The 23,670-nt window shown below is 37.5% G+C and carries 20 protein-coding genes; 12 read left to right on the top strand and 8 right to left on the bottom strand.

What is annotated here, in order from left to right; genetic code table 11:
* Positions 1 to 17 precede the first annotated feature (17 nt).
* Together P7V56_RS13110 and mtaB are read left to right on the top strand one after the other, a co-directional pair.
* The gene (locus P7V56_RS13110) at positions 18 to 1,193 is read left to right on the top strand and encodes a GlmU family protein (RefSeq protein ID WP_171222270.1); all 1,176 of its coding nucleotides are present in this window, start codon (positions 18 to 20) and stop codon (positions 1,191 to 1,193) included.
* A gap of 148 nt (positions 1,194 to 1,341) precedes the next feature.
* A complete protein-coding gene (gene mtaB / locus P7V56_RS13105) occupies positions 1,342 to 2,670 on the top strand; it encodes a tRNA (N(6)-L-threonylcarbamoyladenosine(37)-C(2))-methylthiotransferase MtaB (RefSeq protein ID WP_171222271.1) in 1,329 nt (442 codons plus the stop codon).
* Here the strand turns inward: mtaB and P7V56_RS13100 are convergent.
* Both P7V56_RS13100 and P7V56_RS13095 read right to left on the bottom strand, forming a co-directional pair.
* Positions 2,667 to 3,008, bottom strand: a complete 342-nt coding sequence (locus tag P7V56_RS13100) for a hypothetical protein (protein WP_171222272.1) — start codon at positions 3,006 to 3,008, stop codon at positions 2,667 to 2,669. The two genes, mtaB and P7V56_RS13100, sit on opposite strands and share 4 nt — an antisense overlap.
* A 74-nt stretch (positions 3,009 to 3,082) precedes the next feature.
* Positions 3,083 to 3,367 carry a GNAT family N-acetyltransferase gene (locus P7V56_RS13095; protein ID WP_171222332.1) on the bottom strand — a complete coding sequence of 95 codons (285 nt, stop codon included), beginning with the start codon at positions 3,365 to 3,367 and terminating at the stop codon, positions 3,083 to 3,085.
* A 95-nt stretch (positions 3,368 to 3,462) separates the two neighbouring features.
* On the opposite strand from P7V56_RS13095, the gene P7V56_RS13090 reads away from it, so the two are divergent.
* Both P7V56_RS13090 and P7V56_RS13085 read left to right on the top strand, forming a co-directional pair.
* Positions 3,463 to 4,131, top strand: coding sequence for an alpha/beta hydrolase (locus tag P7V56_RS13090; RefSeq protein WP_171222273.1), 669 nt, complete (start codon positions 3,463 to 3,465; stop codon positions 4,129 to 4,131).
* A gap of 63 nt (positions 4,132 to 4,194) precedes the next feature.
* The gene (locus P7V56_RS13085) at positions 4,195 to 5,088 is read left to right on the top strand and encodes a lytic transglycosylase domain-containing protein (RefSeq protein ID WP_171222274.1); all 894 of its coding nucleotides are present in this window, start codon (positions 4,195 to 4,197) and stop codon (positions 5,086 to 5,088) included.
* A gap of 121 nt (positions 5,089 to 5,209) precedes the next feature.
* Here the strand turns inward: P7V56_RS13085 and P7V56_RS13080 are convergent, their stop codons facing one another.
* Complete coding sequence (locus P7V56_RS13080; protein ID WP_171222275.1) at positions 5,210 to 5,725, bottom strand: DUF2892 domain-containing protein; 516 nt, start codon at positions 5,723 to 5,725, stop codon at positions 5,210 to 5,212.
* 154 nt (positions 5,726 to 5,879) lie between these two features.
* On the opposite strand from P7V56_RS13080, the gene rpmH reads away from it, so the two are divergent.
* The gene (gene rpmH / locus P7V56_RS13075) at positions 5,880 to 6,041 is read left to right on the top strand and encodes a 50S ribosomal protein L34 (protein ID WP_008464848.1); all 162 of its coding nucleotides are present in this window, start codon (positions 5,880 to 5,882) and stop codon (positions 6,039 to 6,041) included.
* 210 nt (positions 6,042 to 6,251) lie between these two features.
* The gene (gene carB / locus P7V56_RS13070; RefSeq protein WP_171222276.1) at positions 6,252 to 9,104 is read left to right on the top strand and encodes a carbamoyl-phosphate synthase large subunit; all 2,853 of its coding nucleotides are present in this window, start codon (positions 6,252 to 6,254) and stop codon (positions 9,102 to 9,104) included.
* Positions 9,105 to 9,142: 38 nt separating this feature from the next.
* Here carB and P7V56_RS13065 read toward each other — a convergent pair whose 3' ends face one another.
* From P7V56_RS13065 to htpG, 3 genes are all read right to left on the bottom strand, one after another.
* Positions 9,143 to 11,281, bottom strand: coding sequence for a T9SS type A sorting domain-containing protein (locus tag P7V56_RS13065; RefSeq protein ID WP_171222277.1), 2,139 nt, complete (start codon positions 11,279 to 11,281; stop codon positions 9,143 to 9,145).
* A gap of 61 nt (positions 11,282 to 11,342) precedes the next feature.
* A complete protein-coding gene (locus P7V56_RS13060; protein ID WP_171222278.1) occupies positions 11,343 to 11,747 on the bottom strand; it encodes a DUF2721 domain-containing protein in 405 nt (134 codons plus the stop codon).
* A gap of 116 nt (positions 11,748 to 11,863) precedes the next feature.
* Positions 11,864 to 13,750, bottom strand: coding sequence for a molecular chaperone HtpG (gene htpG / locus P7V56_RS13055; RefSeq protein ID WP_171222279.1), 1,887 nt, complete (start codon positions 13,748 to 13,750; stop codon positions 11,864 to 11,866).
* Positions 13,751 to 13,927: 177 nt separating this feature from the next.
* On the opposite strand from htpG, the gene P7V56_RS13050 reads away from it, so the two are divergent.
* A complete protein-coding gene (locus P7V56_RS13050) occupies positions 13,928 to 14,404 on the top strand; it encodes a hypothetical protein (RefSeq protein ID WP_171222280.1) in 477 nt (158 codons plus the stop codon).
* Between the two features lie 6 nt (positions 14,405 to 14,410).
* Complete coding sequence (locus P7V56_RS13045; protein WP_171222281.1) at positions 14,411 to 15,106, top strand: YiaD family glycine zipper/OmpA-like lipoprotein; 696 nt, start codon at positions 14,411 to 14,413, stop codon at positions 15,104 to 15,106.
* A gap of 58 nt (positions 15,107 to 15,164) precedes the next feature.
* Here P7V56_RS13045 and P7V56_RS13040 read toward each other — a convergent pair whose 3' ends face one another.
* Complete coding sequence (locus tag P7V56_RS13040) at positions 15,165 to 16,559, bottom strand: phage tail-like protein (RefSeq protein ID WP_171222282.1); 1,395 nt, start codon at positions 16,557 to 16,559, stop codon at positions 15,165 to 15,167.
* A 392-nt stretch (positions 16,560 to 16,951) separates the two neighbouring features.
* On the opposite strand from P7V56_RS13040, the gene P7V56_RS13035 reads away from it, so the two are divergent.
* From P7V56_RS13035 to P7V56_RS13025, 3 genes are all read left to right on the top strand, one after another.
* Positions 16,952 to 17,623 (top strand): TetR family transcriptional regulator C-terminal domain-containing protein, encoded by a 672-nt coding sequence (locus P7V56_RS13035; protein ID WP_171222283.1) that lies wholly within the window; start codon positions 16,952 to 16,954, stop codon positions 17,621 to 17,623.
* Positions 17,624 to 18,937 carry an ABC1 kinase family protein gene (locus tag P7V56_RS13030; protein ID WP_171222284.1) on the top strand — a complete coding sequence of 438 codons (1,314 nt, stop codon included), beginning with the start codon at positions 17,624 to 17,626 and terminating at the stop codon, positions 18,935 to 18,937.
* A 107-nt stretch (positions 18,938 to 19,044) separates the two neighbouring features.
* Positions 19,045 to 19,980 (top strand): ABC transporter ATP-binding protein, encoded by a 936-nt coding sequence (locus P7V56_RS13025; RefSeq protein WP_171222285.1) that lies wholly within the window; start codon positions 19,045 to 19,047, stop codon positions 19,978 to 19,980.
* Between the two features lie 16 nt (positions 19,981 to 19,996).
* Here P7V56_RS13025 and P7V56_RS13020 read toward each other — a convergent pair whose 3' ends face one another.
* Positions 19,997 to 22,408: a prolyl oligopeptidase family serine peptidase gene (locus P7V56_RS13020; RefSeq protein ID WP_171222286.1), complete on the bottom strand. Its 2,412-nt coding sequence runs from the start codon at positions 22,406 to 22,408 to the stop codon at positions 19,997 to 19,999.
* A gap of 205 nt (positions 22,409 to 22,613) precedes the next feature.
* On the opposite strand from P7V56_RS13020, the gene P7V56_RS13015 reads away from it, so the two are divergent.
* Complete coding sequence (locus tag P7V56_RS13015; protein ID WP_171222287.1) at positions 22,614 to 23,621, top strand: 3-oxoacyl-ACP synthase III family protein; 1,008 nt, start codon at positions 22,614 to 22,616, stop codon at positions 23,619 to 23,621.
* The last annotated feature ends 49 nt before the right edge of the window (positions 23,622 to 23,670 follow it).

Below are 23,670 nucleotides of genomic sequence, written 5' to 3'. Positions count from 1 at the left end.
AATAACCCGAAACCAACATGAACTACATACTTTTTGACGGAACCGTTCGCAATGCCTTATTGCCTTTCACTTTCACAAGACCGGTTGCCGATATTCGCGTCGGAATTTTAACCATACGTGAAAAATGGGAGAAATATTTAGGTTACACAACAACAACTTTAACCGAAGAATACCTTTCTGAAAAGTTTCCTATGGTAGAAATGGAAGAAAACGTAATGGTTAATGCGTCATTTTTACCCAATGAGGTTTTGGCCGAAATGGTCAAAAGTCTCGAAAAAAACCAAGCCATTTTTCAAGGTGAAGAGGTAGTAGCTTTTTTTACAAATGACACGCAAGAAGAAGTCGATTTTGATGCCTATGAAATTATCGATTACAATGAAGAAGGATTGAAGATTGAACATACTTGGGATATTTTTACCAAAAACGATGCGGCCATTCGAGAAGATTTCGAATTAATTACCGAAGGCAGACATTCCCAACCGATTCCGAAAAGCGTCAACGTCATTTCACCCGAAAATATCTTTATTGAAGAAGGAGCCAAACTCGAGTTTGTGACTTTAAATGCATCAACCGGACCAATCTACATCGGAAAAAATGCCGAAATCATGGAAGGCTCAGTCATTCGTGGTCCATTTGCCTTGTGCGAATCGGGTAGGGTGAAACTGGCTTCCAAAGTCTATGGCGCAACAACCGTCGGACCACATTCAGTAATTGGCGGCGAAGTAAGCAATTCGGTTTTGATGGGGTATTCTAATAAAGGACATGATGGATTTTTAGGTAATGCTGTTTTAGGCGAATGGTGTAATATCGGTGCCGATAGTAACAATTCGAATTTAAAAAATAACTACGAAGAAGTGCGTTTGTGGAGCTACGAAACAGAAGGTTTTGCCCGAACCGGCTTGCAGTTTTGTGGACTAATGATGGGCGATCACAGTAAATGCGGTATCAACACCATGTTCAATACCGGAACCGTGGTCGGTGTTTCAGCCAATATTTTCGGTTCCGGATTTCCACGCAATTTTGTGCCGAGCTTTTCTTGGGGCGGAAGTGCCGGTTTTACGACTTATTTGACTTCCAAAGCTTTTCAAACTGCCAAGATTGTAATGGCTAGACGCCAAGTAGAGTTTTCAGAAGAAGACGCTAAAATTTTGGAACACGTTTTTGAAATCACCAAAAAATACAGAAAAGAGTAATGTCAATTTGAAGATTTGAAGATGTGTTAATTTAAAGATTGACTCTTAAGAGAGTACATTTTCAAATCTTCAAATTGCTTAATCTTCAAATTTAACTATCTTTGCCCTCTCAATTTTTTGACAACGATTTCATCAATTGAGACAGCTTATGGAAAACAGAAAAAAAGTCGCCTTTTATACTTTAGGGTGCAAATTGAATTTCTCCGAAACCTCTACCATCGCGAGGAACTTCCAAGACGAAGGTTTTGACCGCGTCGATTTTGAAGATGTAGCCGATATTTATGTGATTAACACTTGTTCGGTAACCGAAAACGCCGATAAACAATTCAAACAAGTAGTCAAAAAAGCCATGAAACTCAACGATAAAGCCTTCGTTGCAGCGGTTGGTTGTTATGCGCAATTAAAACCCGAAGAATTAGCGGCTGTTGATGGCGTGGATTTGGTTTTGGGCGCGACAGAGAAATTCAAAATCACCGATTATATCAATGATTTGTCCAAAAATGATATGGGCGAAGTGCATTCGTGCGAAATAGAAGAAGCTGATTTTTACGTAGGAAGTTATTCCATAGGCGACAGAACGCGGGCTTTTCTGAAAGTGCAAGATGGTTGCGATTACAAATGTACTTACTGTACGATTCCTTTAGCGCGTGGCATTTCACGTAGCGATGCGTTGGACAATGTGTTGAAAAATGCTTACGAAATTTCACAACAAGGGATTAAAGAAATCGTTTTGACCGGTGTAAACATTGGTGATTATGGTAAAGGTGAATTTGGAAATAAAAAACACGAACATACTTTTTTAGATTTAGTTAAAGCGCTAGATGAAGTGGAAGGCATCGAAAGATTGCGTATTTCTTCTATAGAACCGAATCTTTTGAAAAACGAAACCATCGAGTTTGTATCACAAAGTCGGACTTTTGTGCCGCATTTTCATATTCCGTTACAAAGCGGAAGCAATGAGATTCTCAAGAAAATGAAACGCCGTTATTTGCGCGAAGTCTATACCGACAGAGTATCAAAAATCCGTGAAGTGATGCCGCATGCCTGTATTGGTGTGGATGTGATTGTGGGTTTTCCGGGAGAAACGGATGAGCATTTCTTAGAAACCTATAATTTCCTAAACGAACTAGATATTTCGTATTTACATGTATTTACCTATTCCGAAAGGGATAATACCGAAGCGGCCGAAATGGATGGCGTTGTGCCTGCGAATGTGCGTGCGAAAAGAAGTAAAATGCTTCGAGGTTTGTCGGTAAAAAAACGTCGTGCTTTTTATGAAAGCCAAATTGGAACCAACAGAACCGTTTTATTTGAAGGCGAAAACAAAGAAGGCTATATTCATGGATTTACCGAAAACTATGTCAAAGTAAAAACGCCTTGGAATCCGGAGTTGGTCAATACTTTACACGAAATCAATTTGTCTAGAATCGATGAAGATGGCAGTGTAAGAATGGAGTTTTTGAATGTAGAAGCCTAATATTTATAATGAAATCTGATTTTAGTGATTCTAAAAACAGAAATCCCATATAGCTCAATGAATTCAAATTTGTTTCTTCCTGTTTGTTCAAACCCAATGATTCTATCGGCTGAAATTTCGTAATACATATTGCTGCCTTCCATCATTAGTTTTTCGCCGTTTTTTCGGTAAGCAGATCGAATTAAATCGAATTCAGATAAATTCCATGTCGTTAAATTCGCATCAAGATTGTCCATATCGGTGCACAAACCTTCGGTAATTTCGGTTTTAGAGCCGTAATATTTGTCGATGTTTTCGAAAAAAGTGATAATCTCTTGTTGAAAGTCTGCTGTGTTCATTCGATAAATATAAGTAAAAAGCACAAAAAAAGTCGTCTTAATTTTAAGACGACTTCTGTTAAAGTTATTTTGGATTAGATTTTTATTCCCGGAGGCAACAAATCTCTGTAGGTAGTATTCTTTCTAAAGAAAAGAGCGATTTTAGGTAAAATCGGAACCACTTTCAGTTTGCGTTCATAGGCAATTTCCATGATGTTTTTCAATAAATCATTGATAAACTCTTCGTCATTAAAACCGTCAAAAGTATTAATTCTCGTCAGGAATATTTTCTTTTCTTGAAAGGAATATTCAACAGAAATTAGTTTGCCATCCACCAACGTTTCAAACTGTCGAGCAAAGGTGTTGTCTTTAATTTCCATTTTTTCTGAAATTAATGTTGTGTTCATAATCAAGTGAAATAAAAGGATTATTTTTATGCAAATTTACTAATAATTAACGAGCTAACGGTTATATAATGTCTAAAATCCATGTTTACTTCATGCCGGGCATGGCAGCCAGTCCGACCATTTTTGAACGAATCCAATTGCCCGAAGACCAATTTGAAATGCATTTACTCGAATGGGAAATTCCAAATTCCGGCGAAAGTTTAACTGCGTATGCTCAAAGAATTGCCGAAAAAGTAACCCATCAAAACCCCATTTTGATTGGCGTTTCATTCGGTGGCGTTTTAGTGCAAGAAATGAAACCGTTTCTAAACCCAAGGAAAGTCATCATTATATCAAGTGTTAAATCTAATGCCGAATTTCCGAAGCGATTTAAAGTTGCTAAAGCCACGAAAGCTTACAAGCTTATTCCCACAGCTTTATTTGAAAATATTGAAATGCTGGTTAAGTTTTCTTTTGGTTCGTCTATTGTCAAACAGCGATTGGCTTTGTATGAGAAGTTTTTGGCTGTTCGTGACAAGCGTTATTTGGATTGGGCTATTGAGCAAATCATCAATTGGGATCGAACGATAGTCGATGAAGAAATCATCCATATCCATGGCGACGCCGATGAGGTTTTTCCACCCAAAAACCTAAAGAATTTTATTCCGGTTAAAGGCGGGACTCATATTATGATTCTCAGTAAATACCGTTGGCTAAACGATAATTTACCTAAAATTATGTTACAAGAAAAGGTCTAACGGCTCAATTTTTGTAGCTTTACATTATAAAGTTGTAGTTTTGCAACGTTAATCTGTGATATTATGAAAACGAATAAAGCCCTATTATCCGTAGTAACTATTGTCATGCTTTCCGGAGTTCTTGTTTTTGGCACTTCGGGCGACAATAAAGAAAAACGCATCCACGAAGGTACCGCGATGTATTTCCCCGAAGAAGTTGACTTTGCCGGAGAAAAGGCACCGCTTCAAATTACCGATGTACGCGAACGTCTGGACAGAGAATTACTCATCAATGCTAATCTTGACGCAACAACGGCGTTAATCATAAAAAGAGCCAACCGTGCTTTTCCGATTATCGAACCGATTTTAGACAAATACGGCGTGCCCGATGATTTTAAATATTTAGCCGTAATAGAAAGTGGTTTGGTCAATGCTGTTTCCTCAGCCGGAGCGCGTGGTGTTTGGCAATTCATGCCCGAAACTGCCAAGGAAAAAGGCATGGAAGTCAATGATATAGTTGACGAAAGATACCATTTAGAAAAATCAACCGAAGCCGCTTGTCGATATTTGTTAAGCGCCAAAGATAAATTCGGGTCATGGACACTAGCCGCAGCTTCTTACAACGGCGGTATGAATGGGATTACCAAAAAAATCGATGAGCAAAAAGTCAGCAACTATTACGACTTGGCCTTAACCGAAGAAACGTCTCGCTATGTTTTCAGAATTTTGGCCTTAAAAGAAATTATGAAACAACCGGCCAAGTACGGTTTCAGTATTTTTTCAAGTGATTTGTACGCGCCGATTCCCACTAAGAAGATAGAAGTAGACAGTACCATTACCGATTTGACCAGCTTTGCCATGTCACAAGGGATTAATTATAAAATCCTAAAAATCCACAATCCGTGGTTGAGAGATAAGAAATTGGTCAATCCTAACAAGAAAAGATACGAGATAGAGATTCCGTTAGCGGGATATTAATTCGGACTGCTCAGATTATTAGAAAGTTAGACTACTTAGAATCTAAAAATAAAAAACCTCCTTCATTTTTGAAGGAGGTTTTTTATTGTCTAAAATGTCTAAGCCAGTCTAAGAAGTCTAACTAAATTTTCTTCATCTGCTCTTTCATCATCTTAATCTGATCATTCAGCATGTTTTGTTTGTCGAGTTTCTTGGCTTCGTTTAGTAAAGTTGTAGCTTCCATTTTGCGTCTTTTCGACATGGCGATTCCGGCCAAGTTTAATTTGGCTACAGCCAAATCCATATCCATACTCAACCCTAATTCAACGGCTTTTCTGAAAAATTTCTCCGATTGGTGCAAATTGGTTTGAGAAGTCATCAATCCATGAAGGTAATTATAGTAACCTTGTTGTTTTCTGACCAATGCCGTTTCCGGGTTTTTGATTTTATCCAACCAAACTTTCGCTCCGGCAAAATCTTGCTTTCTCAATTTTAAGAAAGCCAATAAAATATATTCGTTTTTATAATATAAAAAGATAGGAATGGCCGTCAGTAGGATAAGAAAAACACCATTTCCGATATTCCCTTCCGTAAATTGCCAAATTCCTGCGACAACCATTAAAGCTGCTATAATTAATTTAATAAATCTGTGAAACATGTCTTTTATTTTTTAGTGGCACAAAGGTAATAAAATGAATTAAAAATATTTTTAAAAAAGTGCTTGCTAGGAAAAAAAAGGTTTGTATATTTGCACTCGGTTTTGAAAGAGCCGATTATTGAGATATTATTACTAGTTTTAAAGATACAAAGCAATGAGCAAAAGAACGTTTCAACCATCGAAAAGAAAAAGAAGAAATAAACACGGATTTATGGACAGAATGGCTTCTGCAAATGGAAGAAAAGTCCTTGCGCGTCGTAGAGCAAAAGGAAGACATAAGTTGACTGTATCTTCTGAACCAAGACACAAAAAATAATGATTAGCTACTAATCAATATCAAGCCGTTACTTTTATTAGTAGCGGCTTTTTTTTAAACCTGTTCATAAATATTGATAATTATTAGGAGCTATTTCCCGCTATCCGTTGCAATCTTTTTATTTTTAAAGAAAAATAAAAAGGATTTACACTACTATCGGGGCTAAGTTCTGCAAAAACAACAACTAAACTACAAAACAACGACACTACAATGCCTAAAGACAACTCCATCAAATCGGTTTTAATTATTGGTTCAGGACCAATCGTAATCGGACAAGCCTGCGAATTTGATTACGCCGGTTCCCAATCTGCTCGTTCACTCAGAGAAGAAGGAATCGAAGTCATCTTAATCAATTCCAATCCGGCAACGATTATGACCGATCCAAGCATGGCCGACCATGTTTACCTTTTGCCTTTAACCACCAAATCGATTATCCAAATCCTAAAAGAGCATCCGCAAATTGATGCCGTATTGCCAACCATGGGCGGACAAACCGCTTTGAACCTTTGTTTGGAAGCCGACGAAAAAGGCATCTGGCAAGATTTTGGAGTAAGGTTAATCGGAGTAGACATCAACGCCATCAACATTACAGAAGACAGAGAGCAATTCAAACAATTGCTTGAAAAGATAGGCGTACCAACCGCACCGGCCAAAACCGCCACCTCTTTCTTAAAAGGAAAAGAAATAGCCCAAGAGTTCGGTTTTCCGTTAGTAATTCGTCCATCATTTACCCTTGGTGGAACAGGAGCGGCTTTTGTGCACAAAAAAGAAGATTTTGATGAGTTGCTAACCCGAGGTTTAGAAGCCTCACCAATACACGAAGTCTTAATCGATAAAGCTTTATTGGGTTGGAAAGAATACGAGTTGGAATTACTTCGAGACAAAAATGACAACGTAGTCATTATTTGTTCTATCGAAAATATGGACCCGATGGGAATCCACACCGGAGATTCAATTACGGTAGCACCGGCGATGACTTTATCTGACACGACTTTCCAAAAAATGCGTGATATGGCGATTTTAATGATGCGCTCTATCGGAAATTTTGCCGGAGGTTGTAACGTACAATTCGCCGTGTCACCTGATGAAAGAGAAGATATTGTAGCCATCGAAATCAATCCGCGTGTATCGCGTTCGTCAGCGTTAGCGTCAAAAGCCACCGGTTATCCAATTGCTAAAGTGGCTACCAAATTGGCTTTGGGGTATCATTTAGATGAACTCCAAAACCAAATCACCAAATCCACTTCGGCTTTGTTTGAACCGACTTTGGATTACGTTATCGTAAAAATCCCGCGTTGGAATTTTGATAAGTTCGAAGGTTCCGACCGAACATTAGGATTGCAAATGAAATCGGTTGGTGAAGTAATGGGTATCGGACGTTCGTTCCAGGAGGCGCTGCACAAAGCGACTCAGTCCTTGGAAATTAAGAGAAACGGAATCGGAGCAGACGGGAAAGGATACAAAAACTACGAGCAAATTATTGAGAAACTGACTTTCGCGAGTTGGGATAGAGTGTTTGTGATTTACGATGCGATTGCCATGGGAATTCCTTTGAGCAGAATCCACGAAATCACCAAAATCGATATGTGGTTCCTAAAACAATACGAAGAGTTATACTTATTGGAAAGAGAAATCTCCGGCTACAAAGTTGATACTTTACCGAAAGAATTATTATTAGAAGCCAAACAAAAAGGCTATGGCGATCGTCAAATTGCCCACATGATGGGTTGTTTGGAAAGTCAGGTTTACAAACTACGCGAGGAAATGAATGTGAAGCGTGTTTATAAATTGGTTGATACTTGTGCGGCCGAGTTTAAAGCATTAACACCATACTATTATTCAACCTTTGAAGCGGAAATCCAAACGGCTAACGGAGAAAGATACGTTCACAACGAAAGCATCATTACCCCGAAAAAGAAAGTGGTGGTTTTAGGTTCGGGACCCAATAGAATCGGACAAGGAATTGAGTTTGATTATTCTTGTGTTCACGGGGTTTTAGCTGCCAAAGAATGCGGTTATGAAACTATCATGATCAACTGTAATCCGGAAACGGTTTCCACCGATTTTGATACTGCTGACAAATTATACTTTGAGCCGGTATTTTGGGAACATATTTACGATATTATTCAACACGAAAAACCGGAAGGTGTAATTGTACAGCTTGGTGGACAAACCGCATTGAAACTGGCTGAAAAGTTAGACCGTTACGGCATCAAAATATTAGGAACTTCATTCGATGCTTTGGATTTAGCCGAAGACAGAGGTCGTTTTTCTGAATTGCTGACAGAGTTAAAGATTCCGTTTCCAAAATTTGGCGTAGCCGAAAATGCGGATCAAGCGTCAGCTTTAGCGGATGTTTTGGATTTCCCGTTGTTGGTTCGTCCTTCTTATGTATTGGGCGGTCAAGGAATGAAAATCGTAATCAACAAACAAGAATTAGAAGAACATGTTATCGATTTGCTGAAAAATATTCCGGGTAACAAATTGCTTTTAGACCATTATTTAGACGGAGCGATTGAAGCTGAAGCAGATGCTATTTGTGACGGAGAAAATGTATACATCATCGGAATCATGGAGCACATCGAACCTTGTGGTGTGCACTCGGGCGATTCGAATGCGACTTTGCCCCCGTTTAACTTGGGCGAATTTGTAATGCAACAAATCAAAGACCATACTAAGAAAATTGCTTTGGCTCTGAGAACCGTAGGTTTAATCAATATTCAATTTGCCATCAAAGATGATATCGTTTACATCATAGAAGCCAACCCGAGAGCATCGCGTACCGTGCCGTTTATCGCGAAAGCCTATGGCGAACCGTATGTAAACTATGCTACCAAAGTAATGTTAGGAGAAAATAAAGTAACCGATTTTACCTTCAATCCTAAGCTGAGCGGTTATGCGATTAAGCAACCGGTATTCTCGTTCAGCAAATTCCCGAATGTAAACAAAGCGCTCGGACCGGAAATGAAATCCACCGGAGAAAGCATCTTGTTTATAGATGATTTAAAAGACGATCAATTCTACGAATTGTACTCTCGAAGAAAAATGTACTTAAGTAAATAAATGAAAAATCCCGAGTGTGAGCTCGGGATTTTTTTATGTTAGTTTTTAACTAACTTGTAAGTTGCTTTTCCTTGTTCTGTATTGATGGTGACAAAATAAAATCCGCTCTGAAAGGCACTGATGTCTATTGGCTTCAGATGCTGAACTGTATTAGCTTGAAGTCGTTTGCCGTTGAGGTCAAAGATTTCATATTGGGCACTTATTTCGTTTTGCATTTCAACTACAAAATGATTGGATGTTGGATTTGGGTACAAAGTGAAATTACTTTGAATGGTTTCATTTATTGATAAAGCCACCATTTCAGTAGTTACCGTATTGGTAAGAATGGGAGGATTGTAATCAAAATAAATATTTGAATTGGAACTGGCAATATCACCAATAGTGAAGTTGCTTTTAGGTTTGATTTTATAAACCATCCAACCGTTACTTGCCGGTTCGTTAGCCGATTCATAAGGTAAATCAATATTGGAGAAAGTATAAGTCAAATCATTGCCATAACGCAGTTGGATATCGGCCGTATGGCTTGAAGCAATGGGTTCGAAAGTATTCCAATCTAAATCAGCATCCAAAGTTTCCTTGATAACAACCGTGGTTGCATTGGCAGTTCCGGTATTTTGAAAACGAGTGACATAAGTCAAGTAATTATTGCCTTCTGCTGTTGTAATGGTTGAACCTTCAATAACGGTTTTGTCATTGGGGTCAAATGAACTCCTAACGATTTGTTCCCAAATCATTGTATTATTGCTTACATTACTATCACCGGCAATAGGATTTGCGACCACCGTAAAGTTTAATAAATCATTGACGTTTACTGCTGGTGGAATCAGCACATTAAAGGAAAGATTAATTTGTCGACTTTCAAATGGTAATAGGTTGGTGTAATTCCAAGTCAAAGTATTGGTAGTCGAACTGTTTTGAATAGGAGTACTATTGCCAAAAGTCAATTTTCCATTGTCAAAAGTCAATTGAACGCTTCCATTAAGATTGGTGCTTCCATGATTGGTATATACAATTCTGTATGTTGCAGCATTGCCCGGAATAGCTTGGTTGATATTGAACATATTTACGGTCAAATCGGCAAAATTGGCGGCTGAACTGATGCAATAGTTAGTGTTGTTGTAATTCACTCCTGAGCCTGAACTAACTGTCGTAGTCGAACTTGGATTGGAAGTAAAATTAGCATTCAAATTGGTCAATGCAGAGGTTGTATAATTGCCGACATTTGGGATCAAAATCTGATAATTTCCGGCAGCATTAGTGTAACTGGCATAGGTGTAAGTGCCGTCTGTGGTATTAACTCTTCGATTAGGAAAATTCAGACCGGTAGTACAGTTATCATTATTGGTGTTGAATTTTACATTCCCGGATATTCTATTCGGTAATAAACTCGTTAATGGAGTCACAATATTGGCGCCATTTGGATTTGGACAGGCACAGTAGGATTCATCATCGAAATAACCGCCCACATCACATGGACCAAATGATATTATATAGGAATTATTATATACATAACCCAAATCAACATCAGCCTGAGTGATATAATGAATTCCCGTTGTGATGTAGAAACCACCTGTAAAAACAGGGTCAGTCACAATAGCATTACTATCATAAATTTCTCCACCATCTGAGCCACCTGAAACGGTGTAGGTATAGTTGATAACATCACCAACATCCACTATGGAATTATTGTTCAAGTCTTGGTAAACACCATCTTGAGTACCGTTAACATAAACAAAATAGGAACTTGTTGTAGGCAAGTTGTTGTAATATGTGCCAGGTAATCCGTTGTTGTCATATCCAAATGGATCTGAAGACAAGTCGGTTATCTCGGTAGTAGTTGACGAAGGCGTAGCATGAACGATTACTTGACTTTGATCATAACAACCACTACCCAATTTTTGGGCCGTTAAACCGGTAATTTCCTCTCCCGGAGCTAAAGTTGCTATTGTCCCAAACCAAAAAGTCATGCCAAAAGTATTTGGTCCTTGTGTGACAAAAACGTTGGTTAGGGTTTCTTCGCCTGTATTTTTAATACTGATATTATAAAAAACGTCTACACCAAAATTAGTAGCGGACATTAATATCCCAATGGCTGGGTTAACAGTAGTTTTCTCTTTTGGCTTAGCTATAGCAATTGAAAAAGTCAGTAAAAAGAGGAATAGTAGTTTTTGTTTCATTGATGTTGGTTTTTGGTTAACTATTTGACATCAATAAAGATATGGAAAACAATGTAAGTTTTTACTTTTTTTTCTCTTCTTCTTCCAAATCGCTCAAATGCAAACGCAATGCCGTTACCGAAATACTAATCTCCCAAAAAGAAATAGCCAAAGAAGTCAGTAAACACAATAAACTCGCTGCAAAAAGATAAATCCCGGCAGTATGCCATTCTACAAACAAACACAACATCGCAAAGACCGAAAGGAACAAACACAACACACCAAAAAGTTGCATGTAACGAATTAAAGAAAGCCTCAGATTGAGGTTTTTAATCTGTAACAAAATGCTTCGTGTGTGGTTTTCGTCATAATGTGTTTTTAAACTGCGAACGATTTGCGCAATAGTTAGAAAGCGATTGGTATAAGCCAGCAAAATCAAAGAAGTAGCTGAAAATAAAAGCGCGGGTGTTTCTATGTTGAGTGTCATGGTAAGTGCAAAGTTTGATTTACGAAGTACGAAGTACGGGAAATATATCCAATAAAAAAACCTGCAAGCTTTCACTCACAGGTTTTTTTAACTATTGCCTTTTGGCTAATGACTAATTACTTAATTAGTTCAAAACTTCTCTTTACAAAAGCCGTCAATTCTTCGCCTTTTAATAAACCTTGAGAAATCTTCGCTAAATCTAAAGCTTGTTTTACCAAACTTTCCTGAGCCGATTTGTCCGAAGTGTTTAAAATGGTTGTGGCCAAATCTGAATTGGTATTCACCACCAAATTATACATTTCCGGGAAATTCCCCATGCCAAACATACCGCCGCCACCGGTTTGACTCATTTCTTTCATTCTTCGCATAAATTCCGGTTGGGTGATGATAAATGGCGCTGCGCTGCTGTCCATAGGCTCCAATTGTACTGAATAATTGGTTTTGGGTACAATTTCTTCCAAAACCGTTTTCAATTGGGTTGATTCTTCTTCAGACAGTTTTGAAATTTGAGTGTCTTCTTTTTGAATTAATTTATCGATGTGGTCTGAGTCGACACGTGTAAAGGTCAAGTTTTCATTATCGCTTTCTAATTTCTGAATCAAATGTGAAACGATAGGCGAATCTAATAACAATACTTCGTAACCTTTGTCTTTGGCGATTTCGATATAGCTGTGTTGTGCGTCTTTATTCGAAGCATAAAGCACCACCAATTTTCCGTTTTTATCGGTTTGGTTGGCTGTGATGGCTTCTTTTAATTCTGCCAAAGTGTAATATTTGTCATCCACCGTTGGATACAACACAAAATCACCAGCTTTTTCGTAGAATTTCGGTTCGGATAGCATTCCGTATTCCAATACAATTTTGATGTCATTCCATTTTTTTTCGAAATCTTCTCGGTTTTCGTTGAATAAAGATTTCAATTTATCCGCCACTTTACGCGTGATATAGTTAGAGATTTTCTTCACGTTGCCATCGGCTTGTAAGTAGGAACGCGACACGTTCAACGGAATATCCGGAGAATCGATTACGCCTTTCAGCATACCTAAAAACTCTGGAACAATTCCTTCAACATTGTCGGTTACATAAACCTGATTTTGGTACAATTGGATTTTGTCCTTTTGTAATTGCAAATCAGCTGACATTTTCGGGAAATACAAAATTCCGGTCAAATTGAAAGGATAATCCACATTCAAATGAATATTGAACAAAGGTTCTTCAAACTGCATCGGGTACAATTCGCGGTAGAAATTTTTATAATCTTCCTCAGTCAAATCCACCGGTTGCTTCGTCCACGCCGGATTTGGATTGTTGATGATATTATCCACATCGATGTATTCCGTTTTGTAATCCTCACCGGCGTCTTCCGGTTTTGGTAAGGCTTCTTTTTTGGTGCCAAATTTAATTGGTACAGGCATGAATTTATTGTATTTGGTCAACAATTCACGTATTCTGTATTCTTCTAAAAATTCTAATGAATCTTCGGCGATGTGTAAAATAATTTCGGTTCCTCTGTCGGTTTTCTCATGTGGTTCCAAAGTAAATTCCGGACTGCCATCACAGGTCCAGTGTGCTGCCGGTTCGTCTTTGAATGATTTGGTGATGATTTCCACTTTTTCGGCTACCATAAAAGCAGAATAAAACCCTAAACCGAAGTGGCCTATAATTCCTGAATCTTTGGCAGAGTCTTTATATTTTTCCAAAAACTCTTCGGCACCCGAGAAAGCCACTTGGTTGATGTATTTCTCAACTTCTTCGGCAGTCATTCCCAAGCCTTGGTCGATGAAGTGTAACTTTTTGCCTTCTTTGTCAATTTTAACTTCAATGATTGGATTGCCGTATTCTACTTTGGCTTCGCCAATACTGGTTAAATGTTTTAATTTTAAGGTAGCATCCGTTGCATTGGATACCAATTCACGCAAGAAAATTTCGTGGTCGCTGTATAAAAACTTCTTGATTAGCGGAAAGATGTTTTCTACTGATACATTAATTTTTCCTGTTGTCATATTTCGATATTTTAATTAAACAATTTGAATTCAATCAGTCAAAACTAATACCAATTATTATACTTATGACAAATTGACGTAGTAACAATTCTACAATCATTTAGTAAAATTATGTAAAGGGAAAAATCAAAAAGGGACGTATATTTGTCTATATTAATTCATAATTTTAAAATAAGGATGAAAAAAATTATTTTTCTAGGTTTGGTTTCCATTTTGATTTTTTCTTGTAAGTCAAAGAATTCTGCCACAAGTACTAAAATAGATTCGAAATCTCAAACGGCAATTAAAGGCGAATGGGTCATTTCTTCGGTTAATTATCCGGGTTCTGAGGTAATTAAAGTAACTTCTTTTGACTTAGCGGATTCTAAATGTTTTATTGGAAGCAAATGGAAATTTGTTTCTATGAGTAACAAAGGAAATATGGCTTTGAACAGTCCGAGTTGTACAACCTATTCCACACCGATTTCTTGGTTCATCAACAAAGAAGGCGAGTTTGTACTAAAAATTTTAGATGAAGCAAAAGCCAAAACAGTAAAATCAGGTTATGTTTTAAGAGTGGCCAATCAAACGGATAAATCGTTTCAGTTGATTGACAAAATCAATGTTGGCGGTACTTTAACCGATGTAGTATATCAATTTCAAAAAATAAATTAATAAAGCATGAGAAAATATAGCGCACTATTATTAGGAAGTTTAATGATGGTTTCAATGGTGTTCACCAGTTGTGAAGCCGTAAAAAATACAAGTAACCAACAACGAGGCGTTGCAATAGGAGCGGTTGGTGGAGCGGTTATCGGAGGAATTTTAGGAAACAATATCGGTAAAGGCGGAAACGGCGCTCTTGGAGCGGTTTTAGGCGGCGTAATCGGTGGCGTTGCCGGTGGTGTTATCGGAACTAAAATGGACAAACAAGCCAGAGAAATAGAAACGGCATTGCCGGGTGCTCAAGTTGAAAGAGTTGGAGAAGGAATCAAATTAACTTTAGGTGAAAATGCGGTTCGTTTTGATACTAACAAGTCTACTTTGACTTCAACTGCAAAAGCTAATTTAGATAAATTGGTTCCCGTATTTAATCAGTATCCGGATACTAATATCCAAATCTACGGTTATACAGACAGTACCGGAACTCCGGAATACAACTTGACTTTATCTGATCAAAGAGCAGCTTCAGTGAAAGCTTATTTGTCGAGCAAAGGATTGTCTTCTTCCAGATTTGTCACCACTGGTTTAGGGATTGCTGATCCTATTGCCACTAATGATACTCCGGAAGGCAGAAGTCAAAACCGCCGTGTAGAATTTGCCATTACCGCCAATGAAAAAATGGTTCAAGATGCTCAAAAAGAGGCCGGAAAATAGTTTCAGGTTAATTTAAATAAAACAAAAAAGCTGTTTCTTTCGAGACAGCTTTTTTATTTTATTTTTTTTCTAAAGCTTCCAAGCGTTTTAAGATTTCTTGATTGTCTTTGAGAAGTTTTTCGTTTGTTTTGAGAAGTTGCTCTATTAGTAATTGTTGTTCTTGCATTGCTTTGATAATGAATGGTGAAAACTTAGCATAGTCAATAGATTTGTAGCCTTCACCATCAGTATGAACAACCTCGGGAACAAGTTTTTCCACTTCTTGAGCAATAAATCCAACTTGTCTTTCATGGGTTTTATCTCCACCAAAAGCTATTGATTTTATTTTTTCGGCGGTTAATTCTTGTTCTGTTTTAAAATAATAATTGACAGGTTGTAATTTGCTTAAAATGTCTAAGCTTGAGGAAATGGGACTTATTTCTTTTTTGTATCTCAAATCAGACGATGCTGTAAAAGTAACGGCATTAACAGTATTACTGAAATAATTATTGGTAACGGATGCATTGCCAAATTTCATTGTATTACTCACAGTACATACAGCACCATTTCCAATGGCTGTGCCGTTTGTAAGTCCTGAAGAAACATCTGATTGATAACCAATACAGGTGTTATTTGTTCCGGCACCAATGTTATATCCGGCAGCATATCCTATGCCTATGTTAAAACTTCCCGTAGAACCAAACAAAGCATTTCTGCCCACAGCGGTTGATTGTTGACCGGTAGAATTATTATTCAAAGCTCCTGAACCAATTGCGGTATTGTCAATTCCTGTTGAAGTGCCTTGAGCCGCATTGTAACCTATGGCTACACTATTACTGTTTGTAGTAGCTGAACCAAAAGCATTTACACCCACTGCAACACATTGTGCAGTGTTATTGCCACCCAAATTATCCATGGCACCAAATCCAATCGCAACGTTATTAGATGAAGCTGCATTGGTACTGTTAGTAAGAGCATTCACTCCGATAGCAGTATTGTGGGTAGAGCCATTATTAGATGCCGCCAATAATCCGAATGAAGTGTTGGTAGTTCCTATTTTACCGGCTGCTACGTTATTTCTCCTGAAAGCCACATCAACATTTGTAGAAGCGGCTGTCCCAATATAATTTGTCCCATCAACGATACCGGTGTTTCCTGTTATCAGCCAAGAATTGGCTGTTGTTGTAGCCAATCGTACCCAAGGACCTGCATCGGCACTCAAGTAATAAAATCCGGGAGTAACATCGCCTGTAGTGGCGGTATTATAAACAAGCTCTGAAGCTTTACCGGTTAGAATAGGAAGTACTGTTGATGTGTTAGTTAATGCTACTCTGGGAATCAATAATCCATTATTGGTTGATGTTATATCAAGAGCACTATTTGGATTTGTAGTTCCTATACCCACTTGAGCAGTCATGTTATTTGGAACAATCAATAAAAGTAAAATTATTAAAATAGATATCGATTTTTTCATGAACACAAATAAAATAGAGTTAATCATTAAAGATATCTCATAAAACAATAACTAAAATTATGTAATGTATAAATTAACTATACATTTTAAGTTAATTTCTGTTTTATTAAAAACATTGCGTCATCTATTGAATTATTTGGTATCTCATTCCTTTTAGATGTGTTTTTTTTGAAAGAATATTTTTTCTGTTGAGTCAATGTAAAGGTTAAAACCGGAATGTCTCTCTTGATTTTATAAATTTTTGATGGCTAATGGACGCACAATAGGATGTTTGCATAAAAACATCTTTTCTTTTTTCATTTTTTTTGAACAACATTTAACAAAACTTTTTGTTTAATAATTTTTTAAAATAGTTAAACATTATTAAATTTACATCACAATAAACAGACACTATGGCTACTGCAAAAAAAACTAGAGAAAAGAAACGTGCTATTGATGACAATACTCTCATTTCATTGTATATGAATGATGTTTTGGAACACAACGAAACACCAAAGAACACTTATATCTTTTGTAAAAAACATTCGATTGAGGAAAGTGATTTTTATTCATTCTTTGGTTCACTTGATGCTATGAAGCAAGCTATTTGGGTCAAGTTTTTTGAAAATGCTGTGGCAACAATTGAAAAAGAGAAGGATTTTGAAAGCTACACCGATAAAAACAAATTACTAACACTTTACTTCACTTTGTTTGAAATTTTAACTTTGAATAGAAGTTATGTAGTGTTCTCCTTAAAAGAAAACAAAGAAGGATTAAAAAATCTGTTCAATTTAAAAGAATTCAGAAACCATTTTAAAAAATATATCGTAGATACCGTAAAGTCAGAACCTTCAGAGCCATTCGGGAAAGTGGCGGAAGTAACCGAACCCTTATACTCTGAAGGAGCTTGGCTTCAGTTCTTATTCTTATTGAAATTTTGGATGGATGATACGTCAAAAGGATTCGAAAAAACTGATGTGTTGATTGAGAAGTCAGTAAATACAGTAGTAGATCTATTAGACACTAAACCGTTGGAAAGTTTGTTTGACTTAGGTAAATTCCTCTGGAAAGAAAAAATGCAGTAAATGAAAACATTAGATAAAATTCCAACCGGAAAAATAGAACGCGCCGGACAGTTGGTTAAAACCGGAATCAAAGTTGGGGGCAATTACGTAGCCTATTATGGTGAAAAAATAGTCAATCCTTCTTTAACCCGAGACAAGCTCAACGAAAACAATGCCGAAGACATTTATGACGGTTTGAAAAACTTAAAAGGGAGTGCCTTGAAAGTAGCTCAAATGTTAAGCATGGATAAAAGCATCATGCCTCAAGCGTATGTGGAAAAGTTTTCTTTATCTCAATTTTCGGTTCCGCCATTATCAGCTCCATTGGTTCGAAAAACGTTTAAAAAGTATTTAGGGAAATATCCTGAAGAATTATACGATTCCTTCACTCCGGATGCCAAGAATGCGGCGAGTATCGGTCAGGTACACCAAGCAACAAAGGATGGGAAAAATTTTGCTGTGAAAATCCAATATCCGGGAGTGGCGGAAAGTATTAGTTCTGATTTGGCTTTGGTTAAGCCGTTTGCCATCAGAATGTTTAATATCAAAGGAAAAGATTCTGATAAATATTTTAAAGAAGTAGAAGACAAACTGCTCGAAGAAACCGATTATGTTTTAGAATTAAAACAGAGTTTAGAAGTATCTGAATGGTGTGGCAAGATTGAAAATCTGCGCTTTCCGAAATATTATCCGAAGTATTCCTCGGAAAAGATTTTAACGATGGAATGGATTGACGGTGAACATTTATCGGAATTCGCTGCGCACAATGAAGATAGAAACAAAGGAGATAAAATAGGGCAGGCGTTATGGGATTTTTATATGTACCAAATGCACCATTTGAAGCAAGTTCATGCCGATCCGCATCCGGGCAACTTTTTAATAGATGCAGAAGGAAAATTAGTAGCGATAGATTTTGGTTGTATCAAACATGTTCCCGAGGAGTTTTACAATCCGTATTTTGAACTAGCAAAACCGGAAATTATCAACAATCCAAAATTGTTCAACGAAAAACTGTACGAACTCGAAATATTGCGTCATGATGACAGCCCTAAGGAGATTGAGTATTTTACCAAAATATTCTACGACTTATTGAGCTTGTTCACCCAACCGTTTCACGGTGACCATTTCGATTTCTCGGATGAGGATTTCTTCGGAAAAATTGCCCAAATGGGAGAAGAGTTTTCTAAAGATACCCAACTCCGAAAAATGAACGGTAATCGAGGTTCGAAACACTTTTTGTACATCAACCGAACGTTTTTCGGACTCTATAATTTGTTACACGATTTAAAAGCAAGAATTGACACCAAGTCATTTGAAAAATATTTACCGAATTAAAAATTGTTTATTTATTGGTTAGGTTGGTAAGAGCGACACTCCACGTTTGAGTCTTGTCGCTCTTATCTTTTTAATAAAGTTCGTAAGTTTGCATACATTTTACCAAGATGCTGAAAATCCAAAACATTTCCTTTTCCTATCAAGAAAAGCCAACAATACATTCCCTTTCTTTTGCGTTAGAGAAAGGCAAAAACTTAGCAATTATAGGCGAAAGCGGCTGCGGTAAAAGTACTTTGCTCAAATTGATTTACGGTTTGTATGATTTAAACGATGGGCAAATTTTTTGGAATGAGCAAGAAGTTTTAGGTCCGAAATTCCATTTGATACCCGGTATGGCATACATGAAATATTTGGCTCAAGATTTTGATTTGATGCCTTTTATTACCGTGGCTGAAAATGTTGGGAAATACTTATCAAACATTTATGCTGAAAAAAAGCAAGCACGTATAGCTGAATTATTGGAGATTGTCGAGATGACCGAATTTGCTTCGGTAAAAGCCCAATATTTGAGTGGCGGACAAATGCAACGCGTGGCTTTGGCCAGAGTTTTAGCACTCGAACCGGAAGTTTTACTTTTAGACGAACCATTCAGTCATATCGATAATTTTAGAAAGAACAGTCTGCGCCGAAAATTATTTGCCTATCTGAAAGAAAAACAAATCACTACCATAGTCGCAACCCATGACAGCTCTGATGTATTGTCGTTTTCGGATGCCGTATTGGTGATGCAAAACGGCCAAATCATCGCCTCCGATTCACCTAAAAATTTATACCAAAATCCAACAAGCAAATACATTGCCTCACTTTTTGGTGATGTGAATGAAATCGAAATTGAAGGCAAAAACCAATACGTTTATCCTCACCAATTAAAAGTGGTTCCGAAATCTGTTTTACAAGTTGAGATTATTAATTGTTATTATAAAGGCAGTCATTATCTGGTGGAAGCCAAGCACAATAAGGAAATCATTTTCTTTGAAAATCCAACGAATCTTAAATGCGGAACTACCATTTATCTCGAAATAAAAAACCCTGAAATCGATTAATTTCAGGGTTTCTTTTTTAGTTTTTCAAATATTTTTCTAAGAATTGATCTTGTTCCCAAAGCAAGTGTAAAATATTGTCTTTGGCAGCATAACCGTGACTTTCCTTAGGTAGTAAAACCAAACGAACCGGCGCGCCTAAATTTTTCAACGCTTGGAAATAACGTTCTGATTGCAAAGTGAAAGTCCCCGGATTGTTATCGGCATCACCGTGAACTAATAATAATGGGGTTTTCATTTTATCGGCATTCATAAACGGCGACATACCGTTGTAAATTTCCGGTACATCCCAATAATTTCTTTGTTCACTTTGGAACCCAAAAGGCGTCAACGTTCTATTGTAAGCACCACTTCGGGCTATTCCGCAGGCAAATAAATTAGAGTGAGTTAACAAATTAGCCGTCATAAACGCACCATAGGAATGGCCTCCAATCGCCACTTTTTTGCGGTTGATGTAACCTAAATTGTCTACTGCATCAATCGCAGCTTCCGCATTGGCAATCAATTGCGGCATAAAAGTATCGTTAGGTTCGGTTTTGCCTTCACCGATAATAGGAAACGAAGCATCATCCAAAACCGCATAGCCTTTGGTTACCCAATACACAAACGAACCATAATTCGGGAATGTAAATTCATTAGGGTTTTTGTTATTTTGACCGGCGCTGTTTTTATCTTTAAATTCTTCCGGGTAAGCCCAAATTAGTAACGGCAATTTCTCAGCTTTCTTAGTTCGGTCATAACCGGCCGGTAAATAAAGGGTTCCGGATAATTCGACACCGTCTTTTCTTTTGTATTTAATCACTTCTTTGTACACATTTTTGATGCTTTCAAAAGGGTTCTTGAAGTTGGTGATTTGTGTCAGCTTGCCCGATTTGATGTTGCGGAAGTAGTAATTCGGGAAGTCGGTCTTCGACTGAATTTGTACCAAAACATCGCCTTTTTTGAAATCTTCTATCGATTGTAAATCTTCTTTTTTGTCTTTGAAAGTTGAAGTGTACAATCGTTTTGATTTTTGGGTAGCCAAATTGAATTCGGTGATAAACGGGAACTGACCTTCTTTGGTAAAACCGTCGCCGATTAAATAAGCATTGTTATTTTCAATCGCTAAAACGTATCGATTGTATTGGTTTCTTTTGGTTTCAAAATTCCCGGGATCGCTGTAAATGTCTTGCGAATTTCTATCCCAGATAATTTTTGGCGCTTCATTCGGATTTGAAGGATTGAACAAATACGTTTTTTGGTTGCGAGTATCATACCAATCGTCATAGGCGATAGCCGTGGTTTCGTTGCCCCAGATAATTCCGCTGAAACGTTGTTGGGTTTTCAAAATTGATTTTGGTTCTGTCGAAAAAGGCGCATCCCAGTTGAACACTTCATCTCTGAAATCCACTTTTTTGGCTTGGTCACCTTCGTCTAACGCTACAACATAAGATAGAGTTGCGGGCTTATCAGCTCTCCAGTTCATACTCCTTTTTCCTTTTCGTACGGAGGAAAAACCTTTGGGCATTATTTCAGTCAAAGGCACTTCATTTACGGTTTTAATTTCTTTTCCGTTTATATCACAAACCACCGATTTTTGCGGAAAACGACTTAGCGGAACGATGTAAGAATAAGGTTTTTGAATAGTAGTCAGCATCAAATAATTGCCATCCGGTGAGAAACTTTCTCCGGCGTAAATGTCGGCCGATTTGAATAATTCTGTTTTTCCGGATAAAGAAACTTTATACAATTCAGAAGTTACCAAAGCATCAAAATTGGCTTCATCAGTTTTGTTTTTTAACAAATCTTGGTAAGTTCTGTTTTGTGATTTTGAACCGTCGCTGGTTGAAACCGTTGGCCCTTTGGGCAAATCTTTCTTGCCGTCAATTAATGCCGGACGATTTTTGGGTAGCATTTTAACCAAAAGCGTTTCGTTATCTTTCATCCAACTGTACGGACTGCCCAAGTTGGCATTCAAATTCGCGTCAGTAATTTTTTTGGCGGAAGCCGTAACTACATCAATCACCCAAAGTTCTACTCCGGTATTGGTAGTGTTGGTGAACCCGATTTTCTTTTCGTTTTGCGACCAAGAAACATTGGTGATTCGGGCATTTTGTGGTAAGCCTGAAACTTGCGTTTCCACTCTGTCAGTTACTTTTCTCAATTTCAAATTATTGATATAAGTCACTGTGCTCGAAATGTTGGTAATAGGATTGATTCTCAAACCTCCCAAACGCATTTCTTCTTGATTTAAATCGTCGAGCGTTTTATAGGTGTTTCGGTAACTCAAAAGCATGTATTCTTTTTTAGAATCCATACTTACAGAAGGCGAACGTTCAAAATCGGCCAAAGCCAAAATTTCGGCAGATGGTTTTTGGAAATTCAGATTTTCCTGCGCCAGTGATGAAAACCCCAATCCGATTAAGAGCAGTAAAGTAAAACGTAATTTCATATGTTGTTATTTTGGTTTAAATAAGTTTGTCTAAAATACGGCATTGCGGTTACAATATTTTTAAGATTTTGTTAAACTTAACAGTGAAAATGTCAAGGTGGAAAACCTCTTTTTTGTCAATTTGCAAAATAGAACCTAAAAATAGCTTTTAGAAATATAAGATTGTTAAATTTGCTATTCTCATTTTAGTAAATAAGCAAATATTATGTACCACTCCAAAATAACAGGCTTAGGTTTTTATGTTCCCGATAATGTTGTGACCAATGATGATTTGGCCAAAATAATGGATACTAATGACGAATGGATTCAGGAACGAACCGGCATCAAAGAAAGAAGACACATTAAAAGAGGGGAAGACACCACGACTTCTATGGGTGTAAAAGCCGCTAAAATTGCCATAGAACGTTCGGGTGTGAATAATGATGAAATCGATTTTATTGTCTTTGCCACCATTTCACCGGATTTCTATTTCCCCGGACCGGGCGTAGCTTTACAGAAAGAATTGGGATTAAAAACCATAGGCGCTTTGGATATTCGCAACCAATGTTCGGGCTTTGTCTATGCGTTATCGGTAGCCGACCAATACATTAAAACCGGAATGTACAAAAATATTTTAGTCGTGGCTTCCGAAGTGCAATCTTTAGGATTGGATATGACCGATAGAGGCAGAGGTGTTTCCGTGATTTTTGGGGATGGCGCCGGAGCGGCTATGTTGAGCAGAGAAGAAGATGTGACCAAAGGAATCCTGTCAACCCATTTGCATTCAGAAGGAGAATATGCCAAAGAATTAGCGGTTTTAGCACCGGGAATGGGCGGTAGATGGGTAACTGATATCATAGCCGATAATAACCCGGAGGACGAAAGTTACTTTCCTTACATGAACGGACAATTTGTGTTTAAAAATGCGGTAGTTCGTTTTAGCGAAGTGATTAACGAGGGCTTGCAAGCCAACAATTTGCAGGTATCGGATATCGATATGCTGATTCCGCATCAGGCGAATTTGAGAATTTCACAGTTCATTCAGCAGAAATTCAAATTGAGAGATGACCAAGTTTTTAATAATATTCAAAAATACGGAAATACGACAGCGGCTTCCATTCCAATCGCTTTAACCGAAGCTTGGGAACAAGGTAAAATCAAAGAAGGTGACACCCTTGTTTTGGCCGCTTTTGGTAGCGGTTTTACTTGGGCAAGCGCCATTATTAAATGGTAAATTTACTTTTAGGATATAAAAAAAGCCAAACATTATGTTTGGCTTTTTC

Origin of the sequence: Flavobacterium sp. IMCC34852 (assembly GCF_030643905.1) — a bacterium.
Lineage (GTDB): Bacteria > Bacteroidota > Bacteroidia > Flavobacteriales > Flavobacteriaceae > Flavobacterium > Flavobacterium rivulicola.
Note: the sequence above shows the minus strand (reverse complement) of the source record. Positions and strands in the feature narration are given on the sequence as shown.